The organism is Halomonas sp. QHL1, assembly GCF_001882345.1.
Lineage (GTDB): Bacteria > Pseudomonadota > Gammaproteobacteria > Pseudomonadales > Halomonadaceae > Vreelandella.
On record NZ_MINL01000001.1, the window covers coordinates 787738 to 812904 of the forward strand.

Annotated in this window: 22 protein-coding genes and 1 pseudogene; 8 read left to right on the plus strand and 15 right to left on the minus strand. The window is 54.0% G+C overall.

What is annotated here, in order from left to right; all coding sequences use genetic code 11:
* Positions 1 to 97: 97 nt before the first annotated feature.
* Positions 98 to 730, plus strand: a complete 633-nt coding sequence (locus QHL1GM_RS03590) for a helix-turn-helix domain-containing protein (protein WP_071693252.1) — start codon at positions 98 to 100, stop codon at positions 728 to 730.
* Positions 731 to 764: 34 nt separating this feature from the next.
* Here the strand turns inward: QHL1GM_RS03590 and QHL1GM_RS03595 are convergent, their stop codons facing one another.
* The 5 genes from QHL1GM_RS03595 to QHL1GM_RS03615 all read right to left on the minus strand — a co-directional run bounded on the left by QHL1GM_RS03595 (position 765) and on the right by QHL1GM_RS03615 (position 2957).
* Positions 765 to 1115 (minus strand): TusE/DsrC/DsvC family sulfur relay protein, encoded by a 351-nt coding sequence (locus QHL1GM_RS03595; RefSeq protein WP_071693253.1) that lies wholly within the window; start codon positions 1113 to 1115, stop codon positions 765 to 767.
* 2 nt (positions 1116 to 1117) lie between these two features.
* A complete protein-coding gene (tusB, locus tag QHL1GM_RS03600; protein WP_071693254.1) occupies positions 1118 to 1408 on the minus strand; it encodes a sulfurtransferase complex subunit TusB in 291 nt (96 codons plus the stop codon).
* A gap of 17 nt (positions 1409 to 1425) precedes the next feature.
* Positions 1426 to 1791 carry a sulfurtransferase complex subunit TusC gene (tusC, locus tag QHL1GM_RS03605; protein ID WP_071693255.1) on the minus strand — a complete coding sequence of 122 codons (366 nt, stop codon included), beginning with the start codon at positions 1789 to 1791 and terminating at the stop codon, positions 1426 to 1428.
* Between the two features lie 10 nt (positions 1792 to 1801).
* Complete coding sequence (gene tusD / locus QHL1GM_RS03610) at positions 1802 to 2191, minus strand: sulfurtransferase complex subunit TusD (RefSeq protein WP_071693256.1); 390 nt, start codon at positions 2189 to 2191, stop codon at positions 1802 to 1804.
* A gap of 85 nt (positions 2192 to 2276) precedes the next feature.
* Positions 2277 to 2957: a Bax inhibitor-1/YccA family protein gene (locus tag QHL1GM_RS03615; RefSeq protein ID WP_071693257.1), complete on the minus strand. Its 681-nt coding sequence runs from the start codon at positions 2955 to 2957 to the stop codon at positions 2277 to 2279.
* Positions 2958 to 3131: 174 nt separating this feature from the next.
* On the opposite strand from QHL1GM_RS03615, the gene QHL1GM_RS03620 reads away from it, so the two are divergent.
* On the plus strand, positions 3132 to 3890 hold the full coding sequence (locus QHL1GM_RS03620) for a dienelactone hydrolase family protein (protein WP_071693258.1): 759 nt from the start codon (positions 3132 to 3134) through the stop codon (positions 3888 to 3890).
* Between the two features lie 94 nt (positions 3891 to 3984).
* On the opposite strand, the gene QHL1GM_RS19305 is transcribed toward QHL1GM_RS03620, so the two are convergent.
* Positions 3985 to 4155 (minus strand): hypothetical protein, encoded by a 171-nt coding sequence (locus QHL1GM_RS19305; protein WP_175540345.1) that lies wholly within the window; start codon positions 4153 to 4155, stop codon positions 3985 to 3987.
* A 147-nt stretch (positions 4156 to 4302) separates the two neighbouring features.
* Positions 4303 to 4485 carry a hypothetical protein gene (locus QHL1GM_RS03625; protein ID WP_071693259.1) on the minus strand — a complete coding sequence of 61 codons (183 nt, stop codon included), beginning with the start codon at positions 4483 to 4485 and terminating at the stop codon, positions 4303 to 4305.
* Between the two features lie 212 nt (positions 4486 to 4697).
* On the opposite strand from QHL1GM_RS03625, the gene QHL1GM_RS03630 reads away from it, so the two are divergent.
* Positions 4698 to 5759 (plus strand): ion channel, encoded by a 1062-nt coding sequence (locus QHL1GM_RS03630; protein ID WP_071693260.1) that lies wholly within the window; start codon positions 4698 to 4700, stop codon positions 5757 to 5759.
* Positions 5760 to 5815: 56 nt separating this feature from the next.
* On the opposite strand, the gene QHL1GM_RS03635 is transcribed toward QHL1GM_RS03630, so the two are convergent.
* Both QHL1GM_RS03635 and QHL1GM_RS03640 read right to left on the minus strand, forming a co-directional pair.
* The gene (locus QHL1GM_RS03635; RefSeq protein WP_071693261.1) at positions 5816 to 8551 is read right to left on the minus strand and encodes an HAD-IC family P-type ATPase; all 2736 of its coding nucleotides are present in this window, start codon (positions 8549 to 8551) and stop codon (positions 5816 to 5818) included.
* 60 nt (positions 8552 to 8611) lie between these two features.
* Positions 8612 to 11278, minus strand: a complete 2667-nt coding sequence (locus QHL1GM_RS03640; RefSeq protein ID WP_071693262.1) for a bifunctional acetate--CoA ligase family protein/GNAT family N-acetyltransferase — start codon at positions 11276 to 11278, stop codon at positions 8612 to 8614.
* A 474-nt stretch (positions 11279 to 11752) separates the two neighbouring features.
* Between QHL1GM_RS03640 and QHL1GM_RS03645 the strand changes: the two genes are divergently transcribed.
* Entirely contained in the window at positions 11753 to 12202 is a 450-nt protein-coding gene (locus QHL1GM_RS03645) for a hypothetical protein (protein WP_071693263.1), read from the plus strand.
* A gap of 43 nt (positions 12203 to 12245) precedes the next feature.
* Complete coding sequence (locus QHL1GM_RS03650; protein WP_071693264.1) at positions 12246 to 13973, plus strand: alpha/beta hydrolase; 1728 nt, start codon at positions 12246 to 12248, stop codon at positions 13971 to 13973.
* 43 nt (positions 13974 to 14016) lie between these two features.
* Here QHL1GM_RS03650 and QHL1GM_RS03655 read toward each other — a convergent pair whose 3' ends face one another.
* The 4 genes from QHL1GM_RS03655 to QHL1GM_RS03670 form a co-directional block, all read right to left on the minus strand.
* Positions 14017 to 14922: a PHB depolymerase family esterase gene (locus QHL1GM_RS03655; RefSeq protein WP_071693265.1), complete on the minus strand. Its 906-nt coding sequence runs from the start codon at positions 14920 to 14922 to the stop codon at positions 14017 to 14019.
* Positions 14923 to 15201: 279 nt separating this feature from the next.
* A complete protein-coding gene (locus QHL1GM_RS03660) occupies positions 15202 to 16824 on the minus strand; it encodes a BCCT family transporter (protein ID WP_071693266.1) in 1623 nt (540 codons plus the stop codon).
* A gap of 367 nt (positions 16825 to 17191) precedes the next feature.
* Positions 17192 to 18439: a carboxylate--amine ligase gene (locus QHL1GM_RS03665; RefSeq protein ID WP_368087068.1), complete on the minus strand. Its 1248-nt coding sequence runs from the start codon at positions 18437 to 18439 to the stop codon at positions 17192 to 17194.
* Between the two features lie 381 nt (positions 18440 to 18820).
* Positions 18821 to 19942, minus strand: coding sequence for an endonuclease/exonuclease/phosphatase family protein (locus QHL1GM_RS03670; protein ID WP_071693268.1), 1122 nt, complete (start codon positions 19940 to 19942; stop codon positions 18821 to 18823).
* A 284-nt stretch (positions 19943 to 20226) separates the two neighbouring features.
* On the opposite strand from QHL1GM_RS03670, the gene QHL1GM_RS03675 reads away from it, so the two are divergent.
* Positions 20227 to 21168 (plus strand): cobyrinic acid a,c-diamide synthase, encoded by a 942-nt coding sequence (locus tag QHL1GM_RS03675; RefSeq protein ID WP_071693269.1) that lies wholly within the window; start codon positions 20227 to 20229, stop codon positions 21166 to 21168.
* Positions 21169 to 21231: 63 nt separating this feature from the next.
* On the plus strand, positions 21232 to 22443 hold the full coding sequence (locus QHL1GM_RS03680) for a toxic anion resistance protein (protein WP_071693270.1): 1212 nt from the start codon (positions 21232 to 21234) through the stop codon (positions 22441 to 22443).
* Positions 22444 to 22500: 57 nt separating this feature from the next.
* On the opposite strand, the gene QHL1GM_RS03685 is transcribed toward QHL1GM_RS03680, so the two are convergent.
* On the minus strand, positions 22501 to 22788 hold the full coding sequence (locus QHL1GM_RS03685) for a conserved coiled coil protein (protein ID WP_071693271.1): 288 nt from the start codon (positions 22786 to 22788) through the stop codon (positions 22501 to 22503).
* A 165-nt stretch (positions 22789 to 22953) separates the two neighbouring features.
* The gene (locus QHL1GM_RS03690) at positions 22954 to 23859 is read right to left on the minus strand and encodes a LysR family transcriptional regulator (protein ID WP_071693272.1); all 906 of its coding nucleotides are present in this window, start codon (positions 23857 to 23859) and stop codon (positions 22954 to 22956) included.
* Positions 23860 to 24099: 240 nt separating this feature from the next.
* On the opposite strand from QHL1GM_RS03690, the pseudogene QHL1GM_RS03695 reads away from it, so the two are divergent.
* Positions 24100 to 24834, plus strand: a pseudogene (locus QHL1GM_RS03695) (SDR family oxidoreductase).
* Positions 24835 to 25167: the final 333 nt, after the last annotated feature.

Below are 25167 nucleotides of genomic sequence, written 5' to 3' on the forward strand. Positions count from 1 at the left end.
GCGGCCGTTCTTGGCCACTTCTTTGCTGTGATATCATGGTTGTTTACGCGCGCCTATAAACACGCACCGTTAGACAACGCAGCCAATGTGACGACCTATGACAGCTACGACTGAAGAGCATGCCGCGCTGCGTATTGCATCGGGAAGCAAACCCTTTGTTGAACCGTTGCGTTTAGGCGAGCGGCTCAAGCAAATTCGCCTCGCTAATCAGTGGACGTTGGAAGAGGTTAGCCAGCGCACCGGGCTTGCTCGCTCAACGCTCTCTAAAATTGAGAACGACCAAGTCTCCCCCACCTTTAGCGTGGTGCAAAAACTCACTACCGGGCTTAACATCGACCTGCCGCAATTGCTCACGCCCCCCAAACGGGAGCGTTACACCATGGGGCGGCGCGATTTGACCCGTAAAGGCAAAGGGCAACTGCACCCCACGCCCACGTACGAGCACGAATTATTGGGCCATCAGCTCGCCCAAAAGCGCATGATTCCGTTCAAAACCATCGTACGGGCACGCAGCTTTGACGAGTATCATCAGTGGGTACGCCACGATGGCGAAGAGTTTTTGATGGTACTGCACGGCGATATTATGCTGTATACCGAATTTTACGCCCCGCTAGTGCTAACCGAGGGCGACAGCATCTATTTTGATAGTGATATGGGCCACGCCCTGGTATCCACCAGTCCAGACGATGCCGTTGTTTTGTCGGTGTGTACGCGCGGTGATGTGGATTAAGACTGTTCCAAAACCTGCAAGTCATTCACACCGGCTATAGGCAGTTGGTAGGCTTCGGCAGTCCGGCCAGACGAGCAATTCGCTTTGCCGGGCTGCCGGGGAATAGCTGCATCAGGTAAATCGAGCGCCCTTTCTCTTCACCCAGTGCGTTTTTGGTTGCTTTCACAAGCGGCCGCATCGCCGGTGCCATTTCATAACGATGGTAAAATGCCCGCACTACTTGGATGACTTCCCAATGTTCAGCGGTAAGCGTTAAACCCTCTTCTTCAGCCATTAAATGAGCAACGGATTCGTCCCACTCTGACTGATTAACGAGATAACCCTCCGGGTCTAGCGGAAACTTATTTGGCGAATAAAGATAACGGTATATTTTTGGTTCGGACATACTTAGTACCAGGTAACTGTCTTTTCATACTGCTCGGTGAGTGACACAAAACCGTCCATCTCAAGCGTTGGCAGCTCATTATCCTCGGCGATGCTGGCCAGTCCGCGCGCGGTAAGATCTTCTGATAATAGGAATATGCGCGCCTTGCACTGCTGCCATGTTGCCCAGGAAGGATCAAGGGCAGCTGTTACCGCTTCTTCGATCAGCAGCACTGCATCCTGATCGCCTATCGCCTGCTGCATTTGAGTGGATGCACTACTGTCAGGCGCTTTGGTGAGGATGTGTAGAATCATAGTGCGCTCACTAGGCCCTAAAAGTTAAGTATCTTGGCGTGTTGCTGCAATAGCCCGGGTATTTCCTGATCCGCTATTAGGGAGATGCCCTCCACCAGGGAGTCGGCGGATAGATGCATCGCATGCAGCGCCCCTTCTGCTACCCAAAGCTTGTCAATATCATACATTTCCAACATATCGATGGTAGGCAGCGTGGCTTTTTGGCCCGGCGCGCCACTGCCCTGCTCGTTCAGCAGTGCCATTATACCCTGCCCCATAAACAGCAAATGTACGGGCTGACCAAAGGCAGCCGCGACCAATGCGGCATCTAACCCTTCACGTAACCAGTTTGAACCGTGGGGCGCGTGGCGAATTATCACTAATAGCGCATCAGATGTCGCCATTGGCACTCCTTTAAGCAAACGTAATCAGGCGATCAGTGCGTTGCTGTAGCTCAAGCAGTTGCCCAAGCCCGGTCAACTCAAAAGGCGGTACTACATTAAAGGCCTGCTTGCCGTGTCGCTGCGCTTCAGACTCGCTCATCAGCCCACGCCGAAGCGCTGCAGCAATACAGACATCCAATTGAACTGCGTGCTGCTGATTCAGCTCAGCCCAAGCCTCTGTAAGGTTGAGCTCATCCTGGGGGGGAGCCATCAGCGAAGAGGCATTATGAACGCCGTCGTGATAGAAAAAAACACCCGCAATTTTATGCCCACGTGCGAGGACGGCATGGGCAAAACGTAATGCAGAGTGAGGGGCTGGGCTGCTATACGGCGCCCCCATCACCAATAAGCCGTACTGCATGATGATAATACCTGGTAACGGTTACCCTAAAAAAAAGACAGGCCCTAGCAATAGGGCCTGTCATATCGTCTATCGCTTGCTTAGATCAATCGTTGCTCATAATACCCAAGATCGACAACAGGCTAACAAACAGGTTGTAGATGGATACGTAGAGCGTCACTGTGGCGAGAATGTAGTTAGTTTCGCCAGCGCGGTGAATAATCTCACTGGTTTGATACAGAATGGCCGCTGAAGCAAACAGCACAAAACCAGCAGAAACCATCAGTGAGAGCGCCGGGATATTAAAGAAGAAGCCAGCCACCATGGCCAGAATCAACACAATGGCACCCGCCATCAGGAAATTGCCCAAGAAGCTGAAGTCTTTCTTGGTGGTTAGCGCTACCGCTGAAAGGCCAACAAACGTCAGGCCTGTCATGGCCAGCGCATTCATGATCAACGCACCGCCGTTAGGCAGGGTCAGATAGGCAGACAGAATCGGCCCAAGCGTAAAGCCCATAAACCCGGTAAAGGCGAACGTTGCCAACAAACCGGCTGCAGAGTTCGCGGTTTTGTGAACCAGGAACATCAAGCCGTAGGCACCAATCAAGAACACAAAGATGTTCATTTGTTGGATACCGAGGGCTACAGCAGCGCCTGCGGTGACTGCTGAGAACAGCAGCGTCATTGCCAGTAGCGCGTAGGTGTTACGCAACACCTTGTTAGTGCTAACACTGTTGGCAACATCACTCGATTGAGGACGAGCCATACGTGAATCGTTGTAAGCCATGTGTTCATGCTCCCTAATGGTATTTCCAACAACTGACAAGCATGCCGTTACCGAGTTCCAGACGCAAGCCTTTGTCTATTTAGCAAAGTCTTCCTCGTAAATGGTTATTCAACGTTGAGCCAGCCTAACCAGCATTGTCTATGCTTGTTGAACACTCCTTTGGACACCACAACGATGAAAAAAATTCTACTCCCCGCCAGTGCATTAACCCTTTTAGCGTTAGCAATGCCCACCATGGCTTTCTCTCCTGCCGGAGAGGATATTGCCTATAGCGTGAATGAAGAGGATTTTCAGGGCTATTTTGTATCAGCAGGTGACAATGCCAAGGGTAGCGTATTGATCGTTCATGACTGGGACGGGCTGGATGATTATGAGCGCCAGCGCGCTGATATGCTGGCCGATGAGGGTTACGACGTATTTGCCGTAGATCTTTACGGTGAAGGCAATCGCCCCCAGGCTGTCGAAGATAAACGAGCCGCTACCAGTCGACTCTATCAAGACAGAGAGCGGATGCGCGCCTTAACCCTAGGCGGTTTAGCCCAGGCTAGAGAGCAAGGCGCTGCGGAGCAAACGGTGATCATGGGTTACTGCTTTGGTGGTGCCGTGGCGCTAGAGATCGCCCGCTCCGGTGAAGCCGACAACATAGCAGCGTACTCCAGCTTTCACGGTGGACTAACAACGCCCGATGGCCAAGCCTACTCAAATGAAACCGCACCTATCTTTATCGCCCACGGCGGCGCCGACAGCGCGGTGAGTTTAGAAGACGTCGCCGCTCTGGCGGAGGAGTTAGAAACGGCAGGCTTAACTTATGAAGTAGGTATCTATTCCGGCGCACCCCACGCCTTCAGCGTATTTGGCAGCGACGCCTATCATGAACGCGCCGATCAACGCTCTTGGACGGCCTTTAATGTCTGGTTAGATGAAATGCTTTAAAAAAATAACCCTAGTAGCTTTTGGCGCTGCTAGGGTTATTGACCATGCAATTTAGCAAAGGGTATTTAAAAACCTGTATTTAGGTGACCACTGATTAGCTTTTCGCTTCACCTGCATCTTCATTTTCATCTTTATGCGGTGTAACGGTGGTCAGAGCCGTTTGACGGGCATCTTGAGGGGAATTATAGAGACGCACATCGACCAAATGCAGTACCGCCAATTGCGCAAACAACACCGCAAAACAGACGATCAAACCTTTCAACATGGCGGCATATCCAGAGATGGGGGCTAATATCCGAATATTAGCCCATCGCTAACCAAACACAATCTATTTTATATGTTTCAGACAGCCAGTTTGAAAATGCGGAATAGCGCGCACAGCAGCGGTTCAACGGAGAAGATCATGCATCGGCTACTCCTTAACAGATACCTTGCGCAGATCTTCAACCGTCACCCCCTCTGGCAAATCTGATTCCTCCGCAGGCAGCCATACAGGAGAGAGATCGCTATCTTCTCTACCATCTTCATGTTTATGACCTGGAATGCGATAAACCACCTGACTGTGGTGGTGATCCCATGCAAATATACGATCCATATGCTTAGCCTATTAAAAAGAGAATTGTAGCTATGACATGCGCGTCTAGCATGATGTTCCACCGCATCTCATCAATGCTAATATATGCAGCCTTTATTAAGCCCGTTGAGGTTTCAGGCAACTAAATAAAGAAGCCATTTAGCACCAGCACCAAATCATCAACTCCATGCCGAGCAAACTAGGCTGTCACACCATCATCATAAGAGAACGCTATGCCTGTTATTCAGCGACTGCTCCGCGTACTTAAAGCGTCTACGCTACAAATTTCGTGGACATTTCTACTTCTGATTGTGCTCGCCCATATGGGTACCACCTGGGTGCTTTTTTCGCTGGTCGGCGAAGCGATGGCCGACTCCCCTACCGATTGGGTTTATTTTTATATTGTCGTCTCCAGCACAGTGGGGTTCGGTGATTTCAGCCCGACAACCGTGGTGGGAAAGTGGATCGCCACGCTCTATCTCATTCCAGGCGGCATTTCTCTGTTTGCTGCCTTAATCGGTAAAGCAACAGTCACACTTTCAAATTTTTGGAGACTGCAGATGCAAGGTAAAGGCGATTTCAGCCACTTATCCGGCCACACCCTCGTGATTGGCTGGCACGGCGAAACCACAGAGCGCATTTTGGACATTCTCAAAGCTGATAAAAGCTTGCCCGATGAAATAGTGCTCTGCGTTATCAAAGAGATGAGCAACCCCCGTCCGGCAGATTTAAAATTTATTAAAGGGGAGAGTTTCTCCAACGCTGAGCTTCTCAAGCGGGCCGGGGTTCAGAGCGCCAGCCGCATCATCATTTACGACACCAGCGATGACCGGGTTGCCACCGTCGCGCTGAGTGCCTACAGCCTTAAAGCTAAAAACGCGCATATCGTCGCCCACTGCGCCAATCCTGATACCGCAGCCATGTTGCGGCGTACCTTGCCAGGCATAGAATGTACCCAAGCACTAGCGCTGGAAATGCTGGTTCGCTCAGCGTCTGATGCAGGAATTTCACGGGTCGTCAACGAACTGCTCGCGGTTGATCGGGGCGCTACCCAATACCAAACCAGGTTAAGTCAGCCGCCTGCCGGTGCCACCTTTGGGGACTTATTTATGCAAGCCAAAAAGGTCTTCAACGCCACTGTGCTCGGGCTTGCCAATAGCAGCGATGACAGCGAAGGCAACATGCTCAACCCCGCCACTGATCGCACCCTGCAGGATGGCGACATTGTCTACTACATGGCCAATACGCGGCTTTCACCGCAGCAGCTGAGTGAGCTACTCACCGCGGAACGTTAAAAAGTGGGGGGTAGCCTTCTTTCATGAGCTAAACAGAATGGCTTGCCCTTGCTAGCTCACTGCCCTAGCCAGCCTGCCCTACGCACCAGCATTTTCTCAACTTCCAGCACCATCATCATGGCGATGCCGATACTGATGATTAACACCCCGTCTGCAATACCGAGCGGCCGAGTATCGAACAGGCTATGCATAACTGGCAGATACGTGAATGCAAGTTGAGCAAAGACGACCAAAGTGACCGCTATCAGCACAGCGGGGGTACCCAGTACGCCACGCCAGTTAAAGGAGGTCATGTGCAGATAACGCACGTTGAAAAGATAGAATATTTGCAGTACCACGATGGTGTTAACTACCAAGGTGCGACTCATGGCTAGCTCATCCCCTCGGCCAAGCGAGTAGAAGAAAATACCCAGTACTGCCATCAGGAACAAGAACGACACCAACACGATGCGCCACACCAGAAAGGGCGTCAGCAAGCCCTGCCCTGCAGGCCGTGGCCGACGCTGCATAACATTGGGTTCGGCCCCCTCAAATGCCAGCGATAACCCCAGTGTGACCCCTGTGATAAGGTTGATCCACAGGATCTGAACGGCTGACATCGGCATAGCGAAATTAAACAGAATCGCGGCGATGACGGCTAAGACTTGCCCCCCATTGGTCGGTAACGTCCAAGCCGTCACCTTACGAATATTGTCGTAGACCACTCGACCTTCATTCACGGCGGCCACGATGGAGGCGAAGTTATCGTCGAGCAGAACCATCTGCGACGCCTCTTTTGCCGCATCGGTACCTTTATGCCCCATACCGACACCGACATTTGCCTGCTTCAACGAGGGCGCATCATTAACGCCATCACCGGTCATTGCCACTATGGCACCGGTCGATTGCAGCGCTCGAACAATACGCAGTTTGTGTTCGGGGTTGGTTCGGGCAAAAACACTGGTATCGGTAACGATGCCAGAAAGATCGCTATCGGCAATATCGTCGAGCTCACGCCCCGTTAGTACGTGGGGGTCGTCATCAAGCCCTAACTGGCGAGCAATAGCCGCTGCGGTCGCGGCGTGATCGCCGGTAATCATTTTCACCATAATACCGGCGGAGTGGCACTCCTTAATGGCGGCCATTGCCTCTTCCCGCGGCGGGTCAATAAAACCTATTAAGCCAATAAAAACCAACTCGTCATCGAGGTCAGCAAACGCTAGCTTGTTGGTACCGGATGAAAACCGCTTAGTCGCTAAGCCGAGCACCCGTTCCCCCTGAGCAGCCGCCTCTGCTATGCGTGCTGTCCAGGCATCCCGTTCCAGCGACACACTTCCCTCACCATCCGCCTGAAGAGAGCATAGTTGCAGCAGTTCGTCCGGGGCACCCTTGACGAAAACCTGAGCCCCCTCCGATGCATGGCAGTTGAGCGTGGCCATAAAGCGGTGTTTGGCATCGAAGGGAATCTCAGCAAGGCGGTGCCACTCATGGCGAGTAGGCTCGGGTTCCAGGCCAGCCTTAATAGCCAACGCCACCAGCGCCCCTTCCATGGGATCGCCAATCACATGCCACTCCCCGTCGGTATGGTTCAACTGGGCATCGTTACACAGCAGCCCGGCCAGGATCAGGCTATCGATATCCGTCGGCCGGGTATCCTCCGTGAAGTTCCCCGCCGTCTCCACTGTCAATCGCCCTTCCGGCACATAGCCCGATCCGGACACCGTCATTCGGCCACTGGGGGCTTCCAGTCGGCGCACGGTCATCTCGTTGCGCGTTAGCGTACCGGTCTTATCGGAGCAGATAACCGACGTAGCCCCCAGCGTCTCCACCGCTGGAAGCTGCCGGATAGCGGCGTTACGCCGTGCCATACGCTGCACGCCGATAGCCAGCGTGATGGTAATGACGGCGGGCAGGCCTTCAGGGATCGCCGCAACGGCCAAGGCCACCACGGCAATCAGCGCCTCCGACCAGACATGGCCGCGCACCAGCACCGCAAAGGCAAACAGAACAACCGTCACGGCCAACGTGACCCAGGTAAACTGCGTTCCGAAGCGATTTATCTGCTGTAGCAGTGGCGTGGTCAGTGGTTGAACATCGCGCAGCATTGTACTGATTCGCCCGATTTCAGTATCGCTACCGGTGGCCACCACAACCCCTGTCGCCTGCCCAGTGGCCACCAGCGTGCCCGAGTAAGCCATGGAGTGACAATCACCCAGCGCGGCCTCCTTTGGGGCCGGTGACACCCGCTTTTCTGCCGCTACCGACTCGCCGGTCAGGATAGCTTCCTCTATCCGCAATGAGCTGGCACGGATAAGTCGCAGGTCTGCAGGCACTCGATCTCCTGCTTCCAGGGATACGATGTCGCCCAGAACGATCTCATCGACGGGCACTTCGACGTGCTTCCCTTCTCTGAGTAGATGAGCGTGAGGTGCGATAAGGTTGCGGATTGCGTTCAGCGCTTTTTCCGCCTTGCCTTCCTGTACAAAGCCGACCACAGCGTTGACCAAGACCACCGCAACAATGACCGACGCATCGACAAAATGCCCCAGCAACGAGGCAGCAACAGCCGCCGCCAAGAGGAAATAGATCAGTGCATTATGAAAATGAGCAAGAAAGCGAAGCAGCGGGTGTCGACCAACTACTGCCGGTAACTGGTTCCGCCCATACTTCTCCAAGCGCTTGGTAGCTTCATCTACTGTCAGCCCCGATTTCGAAGTTTCCAAGTCAGCAAGGACATCATCGGCATGCCTCGCATGAACCTGCAAAGACGGGCTTTCTGATGACAAACCGGTATCGGCAGTAGGCGTGTCCATCCTGTCTCCCTAGCAAGCGAAAATAGCGGTAATGCGATACTGTCGTTGCAGACATTAGCGTTATAGATTGAGCACCACCGTCACGGTGTCGGTCTCATCTTTGACTGGCTGGGTGACAAACCCAAACTCATCCGCCATTTGCCGCATGGCATGGTTTTCTCGCAGAATATCGGCGTAGAGCTGCAGAATGCCACTATCCCGAGCATAGTCGAGAAGTTGCTGCATAAGACGATAGCCAAGTCCCGTTCCTTTCATATCGCTACGCACCATAATCGCAAACTCAGCTTTTTCCTTGTCAGGGTCAGCAGACAGTCGAACCACCCCGACGATTTCCTGCTTGCCAGGAGTCATCGCGACAAAGGCCATTTCTCTGTCATAGTCGATCTGGGTGAGCCGAGCCGCGAAAGCATGATCAACACTCCGAATGGCGGCAAAGAAGCGTAGTCTCACATCGTCGGGCGAAGAGTGACGCAGCATGTCGACCAGCGCGCCTTCGTCTTCAGGGCGTATGGGGCGCAAAGCATAACGCTGGCCATTACGGGTTTCGATAACGCGTTCGAGCTGCTGCGGGTAAGGGCGAATAGCAAGCGGGCGACGTTGGCCATGGGCGTCCCTGACCACAATACGCGCATCCAGGGCGACCACGCCGGAGGAGTCGGCCAATAAAGGATTAATATCGAGCTCGGCGACGCGGTCCAGATCGCAGACCAATTGTGACAGTTTGATCAGCGTAAGCGTAATGGCTTCCAAGTCGACCGCAGGACGATCTCGATAACCCTGTAGCAAGCGCGAGATACGTGTCGTACGGATCATCTCCTTCGCCAGCAGAGGATTGAGCGGCGGGAGGCCGATGACTCGGTCGCCGATGACTTCCGCCGCCGTGCCACCCTGGCCAAACAGAATGATCGGCCCAAAGACGCTGTCTTCAGCGACGCCTAGAATCAGCTCATGCGCACCAGGGCGGCGAATCATCGGCTGCACATTGAAGCCATCGACCCGCGCCTCCGGCGCAACGCGTCGAACGCTAGCGAGCATATCCGTAGCCGCCTGAGATACCGCAGCGGATGAGGCAAGGTTCAACTGCACTCCCCCCACATCAGACTTGTGCGAGATATCCCGCGACAATATCTTCAGTACCACGGGGAAGCCCAACTGCTTTGCCGCCTCGCTGGCTTCCTCCGGCGTCTTCACCGCAATGGCCGCTACGGTTGGAATACCATAAGCCGACAGTATTGCCGCTGCTTCCGGCTCGGTCAGTACGCTACGACCATCCTCGAGCACACTGTCGATGATGGCTTCCGCGCTGGCTTTGTCGATGATGATATCGTCAGCAACGGCTGGCGGCGTCTCCATCAACGCTTGCTGATTACGCCAGTAGTTCGACAAGTGCGAAAAGGCTGCAATGGCCTGCTCCGGCGTTTGATACGTGGGGATGCGCTTCGCGGCAAACAGCTGGCGGGCCTCGGCAGGCGCCGCTTCACCCAGCCAGCAGGTTAACACCGCAGGGCGCCGCTCCCCCAACGTCGCGACCACGGACTGGGCAGCGTCAAGGCTATCGGCAACCGCCGCGGGGCAGTTCATCACCAAAATCGCATCTGCTCCACGCTCATCGAGTAACGCTTCAAGTGCGCCTGCATAACGTTGACCCGGTGCATCGCCGAGGATATCGACCGGATTGGCATGGGACCAGGCTTTGGGCAGCAGAGCATCCAGCCGCTCGATCGTCGTCTCGGAAAGCTCTGCCAGGTGACCCTGCCGATCAGCCAGCTCATCGACCGCCAGCACACCGGCTCCTCCACCGTTGGTAAGGATGGCCAGCCGGTCGCCTTTTACACGGATGCCGGTCGCCAGCGTGCCTGCGGCTTGGAATAGTTCATCGAGGGTATTGACCCGTAGCATACCCGCACGCCGGAACGCCGCGTCGTAAACAGCATCAGAGCCGGCTAGCGCCCCGGTGTGTGATAGCGCGGCCTTGGCGCCCGCATCGCTGCGCCCTGCCTTAACCACCACCACAGGCTTGTTCCGCGAGGCCATACGGGCCGCCGATAAGAACTTACGTGCCTCGGTCACAGCCTCCATATAGATCAGGATGGAGCGCGTTTTAGGATCAAGCGCCAGGTAGTCGAGCATGTCCCCGAAATCGACATCACTCATCGAGCCAAGGGAGACCACATGCGAAAAACCGATGCCCCGCGCCGATGCCCAGTCAAGAATCGAGGTCGCTACTGCGCCGGACTGGGTCACAAAGGCAATGTCCCCTTTTTGCGGCATGATATGCGCAAAGCTTGCGTTGATACCTCTGTGCGGCAGCAGAATACCCAGGCAATTGGGCCCGACAATACGCATCAAATAAGGCTTGGCGGCCTCCAGCATTGCCTGTTTAAGTGCCTTTCCATCAGCACGCTCGCCTTCACCGAAGCCCGCGGTGATCACCACGGCCGCTCGACACCCCCGCTCCCCAAGTTCGCGGATAAGTCCCGGTACGCTGTCAGGGGGCGTGGCGATAATGGCCAGGTCGGGAGCCAGCGGCAATTCACTGACGGTGTGGTAGTTGAGCGACGAGCGAATGGCCCGCTCGTTTGGATTCACGGTCAGAATAGGCCCTGCAAAACCACCCTCGAAGAGGTTACGCGCCAGCACCGCACCCACTGAACCAGCGCGGTTGCTTGCACCGATCAGCGCTATCGTGTCAGGCGAAAACAGCGCATTAAGATTGCGTATCGACATGGTAGCGGTACCTAGTGAGGAGTTTTACTAGAGCTGCATGCTTACCTTGCCACCCGTGACAGCAGCTTCACGTTATGAACGTGTTATAGCGTGAGCTCACTTACAGGGAAACTCAGCTATATAAATAACATGGTTTTATTTTTTAAATCATTGACCTAGAGCAACTATTTTCGATCATGCTTGCTGACACATTTAATAAATAAACAGTCACTCTATTTTTACCTTAATATGCTCATTACTAAATTAGCTAGAATACTTGCAAATACAATAACTGCATACCGACCGAGGAAAGTTACCGCTAATTACAAGTGGGTAGAAAAGCGCACTACGTCATCCATACCATTTTATTAACTGACTAATTAGTAATGACTTGCGTATTCAAACAATGATACCGGTCAAAAAACAGGCTATTAAATCCTTTAGTAAAAGCGATGAGTACTATACTTTTTCCACATCACTGGAGGAACCAAGACAATGACAAAATCAGCGTTTCAAAAAGCTTCCACTAAAGCAGCTAATGCTAGTTCAGCCGATACTAACTCATCTGATACTAACGCAGCCAATGACAACGTAGGTCATAACAGTGTCTTTAATACCTATGTAGTCGATAACAATGACTTGTTCGCTATGTGGTATCAGCCTTGGGCTGAAACGTCCAATTCGGCGGCCAAGCTACAATGCATTTGGCTAGAAACACTTAACGACGCATTTCGCCACGAAATGGATTTCCTTGCGACCATAGCGCCCGTCTATAGCAAGCTTTCACACTGCATGTTGGGCTTGAATGGGCCGTTGACTCCCGAGTCGATGGCATCCTGCTATCACCAAATCGCTGGCGACATGAGAGAGGCTACGTTTAACCGCATGCGCAACGTATCGGAACTCAGCGAAGACTTTAAAGAACGTATTTGGTGCGAATTATAGGAGCTGTAATAAAAAACGCCATGGTTGGAGGAACATAGCGCTTATGCTGTTAGACGATACACTGCACGACAGTCTGGACAAGTTGATGCGGGCTTCACTAGCGAAGCTAACGCTGGGCATCTCTCCCGCGTCGGTTGCTCTGACATATCTGGACTGGTTGTCGAGCTTGGCTCTATCTCCTGGATCCCAAGCCCATCTAGTGCAGAAAGCCGTGAAGAAACAGCTGCGCTTAGTGCACTGGGCTAGCCATTCAGCATTCGATCCTAATGCGGCTCCCTGCATAGCACCTTTGCCCCAAGACCACCGTTTTAAAGACCCGGCTTGGCGCCACTTCCCCTTTAACGTTCTTTACCAAAGTTTTCTGCTCCAACAACAGTGGTGGCATAACGCCACCACTGGCTTACGGGGGCTGTCACCTCACCACGAACAGGCGTTGGAGTTCGGCGCCCGCCAGTGGCTTGATGTGCTGTCTCCGTCCAATTACTTGCTGACTAATCCCAGCGTACTTGAGAAAACGTTAGCCAGCGGAGGCACTAATCTACTTAAGGGAATGGAGCACTGGTGGGAAGACGCGCAAAACCAATGGTTAGGCAGAAAGCCAGCCGGATGCGAAGACTATGTATTGGGGCGTGATGTGGCAATTATGCCCGGTAAGGTCGTGTATCGAAACCACTTGATAGAGCTGATCCAGTACGCGCCGACCACCAAAGATGTGCACGCAATGCCCATATTGATAGTGCCCGCCTGGATCATGAAGTACTACATCCTCGACCTGTCGCCACATAACTCACTGGTCAGGTATCTGGTTGACCAAGGGCACAGCGTCTTTATGATCTCTTGGCGCAACCCCACTGAAGAGGATCGCGACCTAGGGATGGACGACTATCGTCGACAAGGCATTCTTGAAAGTCTGAATGTCATTGCTCAACTGATACCCGACCAGAAGATCCATACCGTAGGCTACTGCTTGGGGGGAACGCTGCTAGCGATTGCCGCTTCAGCGCTGGCGCGAGACAAAGATGACCGTTTGGCATCGATGACGCTGTTGGCCGCGCAAACCGATTTCCGCGAGGCTGGAGAACTGATGCTTTTCATTGATGAAAAGCAGCTCACTTTCCTTGAAGATCTGATGTGGGCCCAAGGAATTCTCGATACCAAACAGATGGCGGGTGCCTTCCAGATCCTGCGCTCCAATGATCTAATTTGGTCACGTATGGTTAACGAATACTTGCTGGCCACACGCCAACCCATGAACGATTTGCTGGCTTGGAATGCTGACGCAACACGCATGCCCTACCGCATGCACTCCGAGTATCTGCGCCAGCTCTTTTTGAACAATGACTTTGCCGAAGGCCGCTACCGGGTGGATAATCGCCCGGTAACTTTCAACGACATACAGATTCCCGTCTTCTGCGTTGGCACCGAGTGGGATCATGTCGCGCCCTGGCGATCCACCTATAAGCTACACCTGATGTCCGACGCGCCAGAAGTGACCTTTCTGCTCACCAACGGTGGTCACAACGCGGGCATCGTCAGCCCACCCGAGCATCCACGTCGCCATTACCGTATGGCCACTACTCTTGATGGCGACCCGTATATGGATCCGGATAGCTGGTTTGAACAGACACCGTGCCAGGCGGGATCCTGGTGGCCCGCTTGGCAAGGGTGGCTGATGGAGCGTTCAGGACCGCTAGTGCCTGCGCCAGACATCGGCTCACAGGGCTACCCGCCGCTCGAGGACGCCCCAGGCAGTTACGTAAGACAAATGTGACTGCGCGGATGAGGGGCGGGTAATACGCCCGGCCACCGCTCCCCTACTCCGTAAGACCCCAAAAATGCGCTATATGGCGGGTCGATGATATGCCGACTTCCAGCATATACTTGTCAGCTTCCCCGAGGCCTTCATCCCCACCGGCCATGATTGGCGTGCCGTGGCCCATACCCTTAATGATGTATTCCTCAATTACCTCTTGTTCCTGTGCATTGCACCAAACCTGGCGGGGAAAACCGTCGACCTCTTCCACTCGTGTAGGGGGGCCTTCCACCTTGTGGATCTGCTGCCACTGCCGAACAATGGAATCGGCGTTGGCATTGTCGACGGTCGAATCGCTGCCGCCATGCCAGACCGAGATCGTAGGCCAGGGCCCGTCGAAGGTGGAGGCTTCGCGCACAAGCTTGTCGAGCCTGTGATCCGACGGGCCGCCATATCCTTTCATGCGAACCATCGCCTCTATCAAGTTATCCGCGCTGCGGTAGGGTAGTCCGGCGATGATCGCTCCTCCCGCGAATACCTCCGGATAGGTCGCCAGCATCACAGATGTCATCGCGCCACCCGAAGACATCCCTGTAACGAAGATGCGCGAGGGATCGATGCCGTGATCATCAACGACCTGCTCTATCATATGACGAATAGAAAGTGGTTCGCCGCCGCCACGGCGGCTGTCGCCAGACTTAAACCAGTTGAAGCTGCTAGTGGGATTGTTGGTTTTTCTTTGCTCAGGATAAAGCAGCGCTATCCCACACTCGTCGGCAAGAGCAGACCAGCCTGAACCGCGATCATAACCCTCCGCCGACTGGGTACTGCCGTGAAGTACAACGACGAGCGGACCATTCTTAGGGAAGTTCTTGGGTATGTAGGTGTCTGCATGTAACGACCCGGGATCAGTTCCGAATTGTTTCATGTCGGTCAGACGATCTTGGCTATCTGAAGATGTCGGCATATAACCTCCTTTGCCATTTTAATATGCGAGAACAGCGTCAGGTGGCGAGCCCCGATGCCAAGGACAAAGAGCGGGGCGAAGAATAAGTTATAATCGAACAATTGGTTTACTATGAGATAGGGGCGCTGCGTCCAATGCAGCGCATAGCGCAGCGTCCTTGTTCAGGCATATCCTTTGCCTCGCTCACCCTTAGGATGACTTTTAAAGCACACACTCACCGTGCGCTATCGAACATAGCGTGGTGGTATTTTCAAAAAATGAAGACTGGAAGCTGCACGCTTAGTCATCCGGTGCTAGCTCCTCCTGCTTAGGTGGGCTGCCCACCTTCACCTCGCTGAGATCTTCATGGGAAAGGCCACGGAACAACGCGAACATCATCGCAAACACCAAAATAAACATCGGTAGACCAACAACAGTGATCACCTCCTGCAGTGCAGTAAGCCCCGCATCACCAGCAAGCACGATGAGCATCGCAGCCAGCATGCCTTCAGAGACGCCCCAAAAGACGCGCTGGTGCCATGGGCCAGGATCCGCGCTGCCGGTACACAGCATATCGACTACCAATGACGCAGAGTCCGATGAAGTGGCAAAGAAGATGGCGACGATAACAACGGCAAGGCCCTGTATTAATGTGGCACCTGGGAAATTATCGAAAAAGGCAAACATGGCAAGTGGGATGCTTTCGCCTACCGCAGCGGACAAGATACCGGCCTGAGTCCCCATTGCTTCTCGGGCATCGGGCCCTATCCCGTCAATCTCCATTGCGGACCAGCCAAAGATCGCAAACCAGACCAGTGTAAATATGGACGGGGCGAACAGCACACCAAGGACGAACTCGCGGATGGTTCGTCCCCGAGAAATCCGTGCTACGAAAATCCCGATGAAAGGTGACCAAGTGACTGTCCAGGCCCAGTAGAACACCGTCCAACTGCCTTGCCACCCCCAGGTACCGCCATCGCTTGAATAACTTGCCAGCGTGTCATTCCAGAACGCCATTGGCAGCAAGTTCGTTATGTAGAGGCCAAATGTCTCGACAACGGCACGCAAAAGGAAAACGGTCGACCCGGTAAAAAGCACAAACAGCATCAGGCCCACGGCCATGGCAATATTGATATTCGATAACCGTTTCACGCCTGAGTCCAGGCCCGCCACGATAGACCCTACAGCAACGGACGTCAGTACGGCGATGATGATCACCTTAGTTATGACGGCATCTGGAATATCAAACAATTCCGTTAGCCCCGCGTTAATCTGCTGAGTACCCAGGCCGATAGAAACCGCCACACCAAAAAGAGTGCCGAGTATCGCGAAGATATCGAGGGCTTTGCCTAAGGGACCGAAAATACGGTCGCCTAACAGCGGATAAAATACTGAACTGAAACGCATCGGCAGGTTGTAACGGTAGATAAAGTACGCAAAAGCTAGCCCCGGCATAGCGAAAATCGCCCAGGTATGCAGCCCCAGGTGGTAGATCGAAAAACTCATAGCATCGTCGGCGGCTTCCACAGAGAAAGGCACAACATCCGGTCTCGGAGGGTTGGAAAAATGGGAAATAGGCTCGGCCACCCCCCAGAACATCAATACCGTACCGATACCGCCGGCGAACAGCATAGTGAACCAGGATATGTTGCCGTAGGCTGGCTTCGCATCATTGCCACCTAGGCGGATCGCCCCATAACGGCTGAGCGCCACCCACAGCAGAAATGCCACCCAACTCGTTACCCCTAAAATAAAAAACCAGCCTAGATTGGTAACGATCCACTCTCGACCCGCACCAAAGGCTGCCCCGATTGGGCCCGGTGCAATCAGAAGCACCACCAAAAAAACGACCATGATCCCTGCCGATGTAAAAAAAATCACGGGATCAGTCTTGAGGCCCAGCTTTCTCGCGAGTGCATCCATCGTTACGTCTCCCAGTGTCTTTACAGCCCGTTGTTATACTCATCCTTTATAACCAGCTTTATATCCGGCCTTCATAACCAGACATTACAACTCGTCTTTAAAGCTAGCCTCTAAAACAACGTAGGAGCTATGTGCCAATCACGCCAAGCTGGGCGAAAGAAAAACGCTATTTCCAGCACCTCTCGGCTGTATAGAGGTAGGGTGACCAATTCCTATACTCACCCTTGAGAAGACAGTGGCGTCTCGCCTTTATAAACCTTGATGCTTGAACAGAACGTGCTGGTAAAAAACAGGCGAGGCCTATCAGCATCTAATGTGGATGCTGATAGGCCTCGCCTAGAGTTAAACGTATTGCTTTAGTAGAAGCCTAGACGTAGAAATCCAGATCTTCTTGCGCTTTCAATAGATCGCGCATCTTGATGGGGTCGTCTCCAAAGAAGAAGATTAGGCCCCAGTGCGTCCCGAAGGCTGACCGGTCAGGCACTGTCTCTTCTGCCGGTGCGACCAGCTCGTGTGACTCAAAGTACGGGTGATTAATCGTTTCTTCGGGCATTTCCAACTTACTGACAACCCGACGGCGTGGGTACACACCAAAACAGCCTGCGTAGCCCTTCGCATCAACCACTTCACGCGGGAAGAATGCCGCCACTTCCTCTTTCGTGCTTTTCGGGTCGAACACCAACATTGACGCTTGATAAGCGTTGAAACCGTAGGCTTTTTCGATCAGTTCGAAAGCTTTGAAGCCGGGTGGACGATAAGCAACTTCGCCAAAGTACATTTCACCATCGGCCGTAACGAAGTACTCGGGGTGAATCAAGCCGAACTGGATGTCAAAGGTCTTGATCAACAGCTCGATCTGCTTGGTAATCGCATTGCGCCAGCTTTCGAGTTCCGCGGTCGCGGGCACGAATACCGAATAGCCCAATGTCACGTATTCCGAAATATTGAGGAACTGAATTTTGCCATCGTGTATCCAGGCTTCAACGGCAAACTCCCAGCCGCTCAGGTGACTTTCCATTAACAGCGGATATTCTTCATCAGGGATATGGTCAATTTCTTCAATCGTGCGAATCATCCGGTGGCCAAGACAGCCAGCTTTGTCGAAGGCCTTGACGTGAATCGGGTCATCCGGGTCACCGTCCAGTTTGAGCAGCGTCTGGTTGACGCGCTTCATAAAGCGAACGATGTCTTCTTTCTCATGCGCCTCTTCAAAGATCCCGACGCGGATACCGCCAAGCTGGGCACGACGCTTCATCAGGGCCTTGTCACGGAACAGAATGGACTGACCGTACATGCGCGGGCTGTCGAGAAGCACGGAGTTGATGGCACCAGACCACTCAACGGTTTCTTCGAACAGCGGGATGGCAACGTCTACACCTTCTTCCTTCAGCCTTACAGCGATCTCCATGGAGCGATCATTCAAGCGAATAAAGTCCCACGGGATGAAAGGTATGTTGTTCGCTGCACAGAAATCTGCAGCCCATTCGGGAGCAACGACAATATAACGACGGTCAAACTTTTGCGCCGCCTTAATCGCGTTTACACTCCATCCAAGTAAGGCAATGTAACCTTTGTTCGGATCTTTAGGGGTCTCAGTGCCTTTCACCGAGTCCATTTCCGGATCACGCCAAGCTGCTACTGCTTCGGGTAATTGCTTTTCTGATGTTATCGACATTCGATGTCCTCCTTGCTGGTTGACTCAAATTGACTGCGCTGAGATTGGAGCGCACCAAGTGAGCTAAGCCGCAGTCAGTGGTGTTCAGGAGCGATTGAACAAGCCAGCATTAGAAAAGTTTTTAGCGCACCCGTGTAACTAAGCTAGTCGATCCGGTTACATATGGCAATTAAACTGTAGAGTTTCTGTTGAATTGCTGTAGAACTTATCTCGCTGAAAGATGGGGATAATTTCTACAGTCTGTTGCTCAACATGGAGCCGATACGTTGAAAAAAATTCAGGGGATCGAGCCTATACCTACGAATCCCCCTCTACTTTTTATTAACCACCATCATGCTCAGCGGCGTCTTCGGCGCCCTCCTCGACCATCTCCTGGGCTTCCTGCTCCTCCTCTTCTGAAGCCTCTGGCTTTCCGTGATCTTTACGGCCAACAGTGAGCGTTGTTGAGAGGCCGAAGTGATCCGAGCCTTCTACTTTGACTCTGTCGATATCAATCAGGTGGAAGCCGTCAGAAACGAACAGGTGATCAATTGGGTAGCGCCACCAGGGGTATTCCGCGTGGTAGGTGCTGAGCAACCGCCGACCACGGCGAGGGTCTTTCAGATCGCTTAAATCGGCAAAAAGCTTGGTAGTGTCGGACCAAGCGACGTCATTAAAATCCCCCGTAACAATCCAACGGTTGTCCGGATCTTTTTCAACATGGCGAGCAATGAGCATAAGCTCTGCATCGCGTTCACGGCTGTCCCGCCGCTCTTCCTCACTACTAACTTTCCTCTCTTCCAGCCCTGGCGGAACCGGGTGGGCGCCAACAAAGCGCACTGGCCCGATGTCTGGCGCATCAATCGTTGCGAAAACTGACGGCCGACGTTCAGAAACCAAGTGCTTGACCTCCTGTTCCAGCAACGGAATCCGTGACCACAGCACTATCCCCAGCCCCTCACCGCGAACTTCCCCGACCCGGTGTGGGTACTCCTCATCAAGCGCTGCCAGCCCGTCTTCCCAGGCACTATCGACTTCGATTAGCAGCAGTAGATCGGGATCTTCGCTTCGAATCATCGACAGCACCTCTTCGAAGTGATCATTCGAGTAGGTAACATTCGCAGTCAGCACTTTTATAGTCGTCTGGTTTTCGCCGGGTTCTACCTCGGCAGTGGGTACTTCGGTGGACCAGACGGAGGTAAATGGCAGGATATGCATTAAGTGCCAGCCTGCGATTGCAAGAATCACTACCCCCCACACGGCGTGCTCTTTCTGTGGGCGCTTAAGCCAAGCATGCAGGCCAAGAAGCAATACAGGTACGGCCAATAATCCTGTCAACTGAAGCCGTGGAAAATCCCACAGCCTGATCCACCACTGACCACTGGGTATGAATGGCAGCAAGGCCACCACAACCATCAAGAGCACTAACAACCGGATGACCCAGAGAAGGAGCTTTAACAACATGAAACCTCTCAAATGCGGCAACGGTAACCAGGAGAATCCCAGTTATACCGGCCTAGATTGCCGCAAGCATTGTGACGATTTAAGCATACCCTCCTCTGGATAGCTGTTTTACGCATCCTGATAGGGCTTGCAATGATCGTGCTGGCACTAACAGGCACCATTGGGGTCTTGGGCTGGGTCGACGTGCTGCCGTAAGCCATGCGTTACCAACTGGTGCTTAGCGACCTATCTCAGTTATTCTACACGCGGTGTTTGCGTTCCATGACTGAAGGATAGCCGTATCTATGTTGGGATTCCTGCAGGGATTTTCCTATGGCCTGTTTATGACCTGCCTGCCCTGGCTACTGGTCGGCCTCTTCAATCCTGGTCTGGCGCTTGCAGTCACGGCTCCCAATCGTCTCCAGGTGATCGCCCGCTATTGCCTGGTGGTTCCCTTTATCAGCATGCTGCTATGGCTGACCTCCTTGTGGGGTGGATTCAGCCCTAGCCTGTTTGGCTGGCTTGCGGGCATCGTCGCCATTCCTGTGGCGCTACCCGTCGAGCGAACGCTACGCGGCTGGCTGGCCCGCCGCCGTGAGCGTCGTCGTGAGGCGCAAAGACAGGCCGAAGCAAATCAACGCCGTGCTCAGGAAGAGCGCAACGCCTATGAAACGGGTGTGTCAGTACTCGACCCGGCCAGGCCACCTGCGGGGGCCAACGATCTAGTATTGGCCATGTGTCGAGCCAAGCAGAGCCTGCTCGACGTGCAGCGCCCCGATCTCGCGATCCTGACAGACCGCCTCTATAGCCGTTACCGGCATGTGATGGACGTACTGGGCGAGCGATTCCACACTGGCGAACTGGCCTTCGAACGCTCGCAAGGCCTGGTAACTCAAGTCTGTTTTGGCGCGTTAGATACGCTGACGACCATGGCCTCCCAGGCGCGAGGGGTGGTTAGCGTGGACGGTAATTACGTGCGAGGTCGACTGGAGCGGGACGGTAAACGGCTAAGCGATGAAGAGCGAGCCGCCCTAGTGCGGCGCCTCGATCTGCTAGTTGAGACTGAACATCGGCTGAATAAGCTCTCCGCCCGCATCGAATCCGCTCTGACCGTGCTCGACGATACCGCTGTTTCCATGGCGCGCATTGAGACGGCTCGGCCACAGGCGTCGGTCACCACGGATAAAGCGCTGGAGGATCTGCGCCGCTTCGTCGAAGGTGCGGACCGTTATGCGCGCAAGGATTAATCCGGCGGCCGATGGTAATGTGCTCTTTTCACAACGGTTATTTTAATAGCTCAGGAGATGTCCATGGCTCAGCAATCCGATGACAAACGTCGCCTCTCCCTGCCGCCGGTGGACGAGATCGCTGACCAGTTGGGAGCTAACCCATTGGGCGAGAACCAAGCCGACTCGCTCAACCCCAATGAGCGCGACATCGACCCTGAGCTTGAGGCGATGGCCGACCGCTTTATCGAAGATATTCTCGCCGAGGGAGACGAGGCGTCGGTGGTTCGCCAGCGTCATGCCGTGGATGAGATGGGGCTTGAATTGCAACAACAGGCCGCACATCGCAGTGCCATGCTGCAGACGCCGCTGCGCAAGTTGGCCCACCAGGGCGACGAAGGCGGGCCGGTCGCCAAAGCACTGACCGATCTACGCGGGCGCATGGAGGGGCTCGACCCCGCTCGCCATCGCTTGGCGCCGACGACGTTGGATCGCGTTCTGTCGGTCATTCCCGGCCTCGATAGCCGCCTACAGCGCTATTTTCGTAAGTTCGAGAATACCCAGCAGGCCCTGGACGCGATCATCGAGGATCTCGAAGGCGGTCGCGATATGCTGCACCGTGACAACCTCACCCTAAACGATGACCAGCAGGCGTTAACTAAAATTCTTGGCGAGTTGAACCGTCAAATCGCGCTGGGTCGCATGATCGATCGCCGCCTGCAGGACGAGATCGCCGCTCGCGATGGCGATGATCCACGGCGTCACTTCCTTGAGGAGGAGCTGCTCTTTCCCCTGCGCCAACGCATTGTTGACCTTCAGCAGCAACTCGCGGTGAGTCAGCAAGGCGTGCTGGCGCTAGAGGTGATCATCCGCAATAACCGGGAATTAATGCGCGGTGTAGACAGAGCGATTAACGTCACCGTCTCGGCGCTGACCGTCGCGGTGACGGTGGCCATGGCGATGGCAAATCAGCGCCTGGTGCTGGACCGCATCGAAGCCATCAACACCACCACGTCGCAGATGATTGGCGGAACGGCCAAGGCCCTCCGGCAGCAAGGCGTGGACATCCAGAAGCGTGCCTCCTCCGCGATGCTCGACATGCAAGTGCTTGAGGAGGCCTTCAGCGAGGTGATGGGTGCTATTGACGATCTTTCGAGCTATCGGCAGGAAGCCCTGCCCCGGCTGGATGAGCAGATCGACCGCCTAGCGACCTTGGCAAAGCAGGGAAATACGTCCATCGAACGTCTTCAAGAAGGCAACGAATCGCAACCAAAAGATGGTCGCGACCCCAGCTAACGGTTCAGGCTTTTCAAAGTGAAGCGCATGGGTAGTTGTATGAGCTAGCTGAATAAACTATTTGAAACGAGAAGAGGCATCCCGGAAGGCTTTACGCATCAACTCCCATGAGTCTTCCATGCCCTGACGGACAGACTCCCAGGCCGCTTCGCTGGCATGCTGAAGCTCGTCAAGCCTTTGCTGGGTCTCCGCTTGGCGCTTCTTGAGCCGATCGATATCCTCCTGGTACTTCACCCTCGCCTCGTCACTCGCCTGACGAGCCTTGGCGGTCAGCCTATCGATATCAGCATTCCACTCATCGAGCCTGGCTTTCATTTCCTCAACGAATTCGTCGCGTTGTCTCATGGTGATACCTCCCCTTGTGGTGACGGGTATGACGGGTCTTGCTGTGAATCTCTGTCGTCTATAAAGACTCTTCGGCCCATATCTAGTATTGGCCGCGTCAATTTTGGTTATGTTACTCCGAATTCGCGGAGAGACGTAACGCCTTGGCTCCTATCACACATCGAATTACGAAGGCTCCACCGCTTCACGATAGGCACGCACGTGTTCGATCAGCGCCCGCAATTTAGCAGGTTGGTTACGGCGATTTGGAAAGTACAGATAAAAACCGGGGAAAGGTTGTAAGTATTGCTGCAACAACGACACGAGTTCACCGCTTTCAATCCATGGGAGAAATGTCTCCTCCATGCCAATGGTAATACCACCCCCGGCAAGCGCCGTCCTTATCATGAGCAACATATCGTTGGTCGTGATTTGTGGGTTAACCCCCACATCGAACTCTCGCCCATTTTCCGCGAACTCCCAGCGGTAAGGTGCCACGCTCGGTGCGGGCCGCCAGCCAATGCAAAGATGGTTCAACAGCTCGAAAGGCGCCGCGGGCGTGCCATGGCGTTGCAAATAACGAGGAGAAGCCACGACCACTTGGCGTTGTAGCCCAGAAAGCGGCACTGCCACCATGTCTTGCTCGATCACTTCTCCCAAACGCACCCCGGCATCGAACCCGGCACCCACAATGTCGAATTCTTCATCGGTGACGGTCACGTCCAACGTAATGCAGGGGTAAGCAGCGGCAAAAGTGGCAACCAGTGGGCCTGAAAGAAATCGCTCGGCGATTGAAGTAACCGCCACCCTTAATAAACCCCGGGGTGGGCCATCATCCACAACTTCTTCCACTGCCGACGCAATCGCCGTGAACGGCTCGCTTATCTGCGCCCTTAGCCGAACGCCCGCTTCGGTTAGGCTCACGCTGCGGGTAGAACGCTGAACCAGTGCAATACCAAGATCATCTTCTAGTCGGCGCATGCTCTGGCTAACAGCCGAGCGAGTGACACCTAACTGGTCAGCAGCAGCACTAAAGTTTCCGGCCTGCGCGACTGCTAGAAATACCTTCAAAAGATTGAAATCAGCACTCATTGGAAAGCATTCCTAACCAACGTGGTTAGCTTTGGGTAGCTTCTCACCATATCGATGTGTCTCTAAAGTTCTATCTAGCGTTCAGCCCGAGCGCTCACCAGGGGAAATGAGCCCTGTCGCGCAACAGTTGCTTTAACCCTTCGCTTAGCCGCCGACAAAGCTTGTTTCATTAAGGGGACTATCCATAGCAATCCCCCAGAACTCCGTTTTTTACCATGACTATCTTCTAAGGAGATTAACATGAGCAATATCCAGGACAAGGTAATCCTCATCACCGGTGCTAGCAGTGGCATCGGCGAAGCATCCGCCCGCACTCTTGCCAGCCAGGGCGCCAGCGTCGTTCTCGGTGCACGTCGCATCGATAGGCTCGAAAAGCTAGTTGCCGAAATTACCACCGACGGCGGCAAGGCAGTCGCGTGTGCTGTGGATGTAACTCAACGCGAGGACGTCCAATCATTCGCCGATTACGCGCTCGATAAGTTCGGTCGAATCGATGTGATCATCAACAACGCTGGCGTTATGCCCCTATCCCCGGTTGCTGCCCTGAAGGTCGATGAGTGGGATCGCATGATCGATGTCAATATCCGCGGTGTGCTGCACGGGATCGCCGCAGTGCTGCCCACCATGCAACACCATGGTAGCGGGCATGTGATCAATATCTCTTCAATCGGCGGCCTGTACGTGGTCCCTACCGCAGCAGTTTACTGCGCGACCAAATAAGCGGTACATGCGATTTCCGATGGCCTACGCCAGGAACACAGCGATATCCGCGTCACCTGCGTCTATCCCGGCGTGGTCGAAACTGAGTTGGCCGACACCATCACCGATGCCTCGGCAGCAGAGGCCATGCGCAGTTTCCGTCAAATTGCACTCAAGCCCGAACCGATCGCTAACGCTATCGCTCACGCGGTCGGCCAGCCAGCGGACGTCGACACCACTGACATTGTGGTACGCCCCGTCGCAAGCCCGGCCTGAACCCAAGATGGTTGACGGTGCTTCACTATGGAATGCAACCAGCCCTAAACCCACTGACGTAGTACCTCCCCACTTCAATGGGGAGGCACTGCAATCTTTAACAAGGAATTCAGCTAGTCAGTTGTGTGGGGTGAGCGTAGGGCCCTAAACCTGCCTGACAAGTTAAAGGGAGTGTAAATATAGGTTCCATCAAGGGCATAGGACTAGATGGCTAATATCGGCCAGAGGCGGACAATTGATCAAAGCTAATATAACGCTTGAACTATCGGGCGTCGTAAGGACGTGTAGACTTAAAAGCAATTAGGAAAATCACTCCTCACCGAGAAGCTCACC

Coding starts and splice junctions, on each gene's coding strand:
- QHL1GM_RS03590 (WP_071693252.1), top strand. CDS start 98: ATGACAGCTACGACTGAAGAGCATGCCGCGCTGCGTATTGCATCGGGA.
- QHL1GM_RS03595 (WP_071693253.1), bottom strand. CDS start 1,115: ATGTCCGAACCAAAAATATACCGTTATCTTTATTCGCCAAATAAGTTT.
- tusB (WP_071693254.1), bottom strand. CDS start 1,408: ATGATTCTACACATCCTCACCAAAGCGCCTGACAGTAGTGCATCCACT.
- tusC (WP_071693255.1), bottom strand. CDS start 1,791: ATGGCGACATCTGATGCGCTATTAGTGATAATTCGCCACGCGCCCCAC.
- tusD (WP_071693256.1), bottom strand. CDS start 2,191: ATGCAGTACGGCTTATTGGTGATGGGGGCGCCGTATAGCAGCCCAGCC.
- QHL1GM_RS03615 (WP_071693257.1), bottom strand. CDS start 2,957: ATGGCTTACAACGATTCACGTATGGCTCGTCCTCAATCGAGTGATGTT.
- QHL1GM_RS03620 (WP_071693258.1), top strand. CDS start 3,132: ATGAAAAAAATTCTACTCCCCGCCAGTGCATTAACCCTTTTAGCGTTA.
- QHL1GM_RS19305 (WP_175540345.1), bottom strand. CDS start 4,155: ATGTTGAAAGGTTTGATCGTCTGTTTTGCGGTGTTGTTTGCGCAATTG.
- QHL1GM_RS03625 (WP_071693259.1), bottom strand. CDS start 4,485: ATGGATCGTATATTTGCATGGGATCACCACCACAGTCAGGTGGTTTAT.
- QHL1GM_RS03630 (WP_071693260.1), top strand. CDS start 4,698: ATGCCTGTTATTCAGCGACTGCTCCGCGTACTTAAAGCGTCTACGCTA.
- QHL1GM_RS03635 (WP_071693261.1), bottom strand. CDS start 8,551: ATGGACACGCCTACTGCCGATACCGGTTTGTCATCAGAAAGCCCGTCT.
- QHL1GM_RS03640 (WP_071693262.1), bottom strand. CDS start 11,278: ATGTCGATACGCAATCTTAATGCGCTGTTTTCGCCTGACACGATAGCG.
- QHL1GM_RS03645 (WP_071693263.1), top strand. CDS start 11,753: ATGACAAAATCAGCGTTTCAAAAAGCTTCCACTAAAGCAGCTAATGCT.
- QHL1GM_RS03650 (WP_071693264.1), top strand. CDS start 12,246: ATGCTGTTAGACGATACACTGCACGACAGTCTGGACAAGTTGATGCGG.
- QHL1GM_RS03655 (WP_071693265.1), bottom strand. CDS start 14,922: ATGCCGACATCTTCAGATAGCCAAGATCGTCTGACCGACATGAAACAA.
- QHL1GM_RS03660 (WP_071693266.1), bottom strand. CDS start 16,824: ATGGATGCACTCGCGAGAAAGCTGGGCCTCAAGACTGATCCCGTGATT.
- QHL1GM_RS03665 (WP_368087068.1), bottom strand. CDS start 18,439: ATGGACTCGGTGAAAGGCACTGAGACCCCTAAAGATCCGAACAAAGGT.
- QHL1GM_RS03670 (WP_071693268.1), bottom strand. CDS start 19,942: ATGTTGTTAAAGCTCCTTCTCTGGGTCATCCGGTTGTTAGTGCTCTTG.
- QHL1GM_RS03675 (WP_071693269.1), top strand. CDS start 20,227: ATGTTGGGATTCCTGCAGGGATTTTCCTATGGCCTGTTTATGACCTGC.
- QHL1GM_RS03680 (WP_071693270.1), top strand. CDS start 21,232: ATGGCTCAGCAATCCGATGACAAACGTCGCCTCTCCCTGCCGCCGGTG.
- QHL1GM_RS03685 (WP_071693271.1), bottom strand. CDS start 22,788: ATGAGACAACGCGACGAATTCGTTGAGGAAATGAAAGCCAGGCTCGAT.
- QHL1GM_RS03690 (WP_071693272.1), bottom strand. CDS start 23,859: ATGAGTGCTGATTTCAATCTTTTGAAGGTATTTCTAGCAGTCGCGCAG.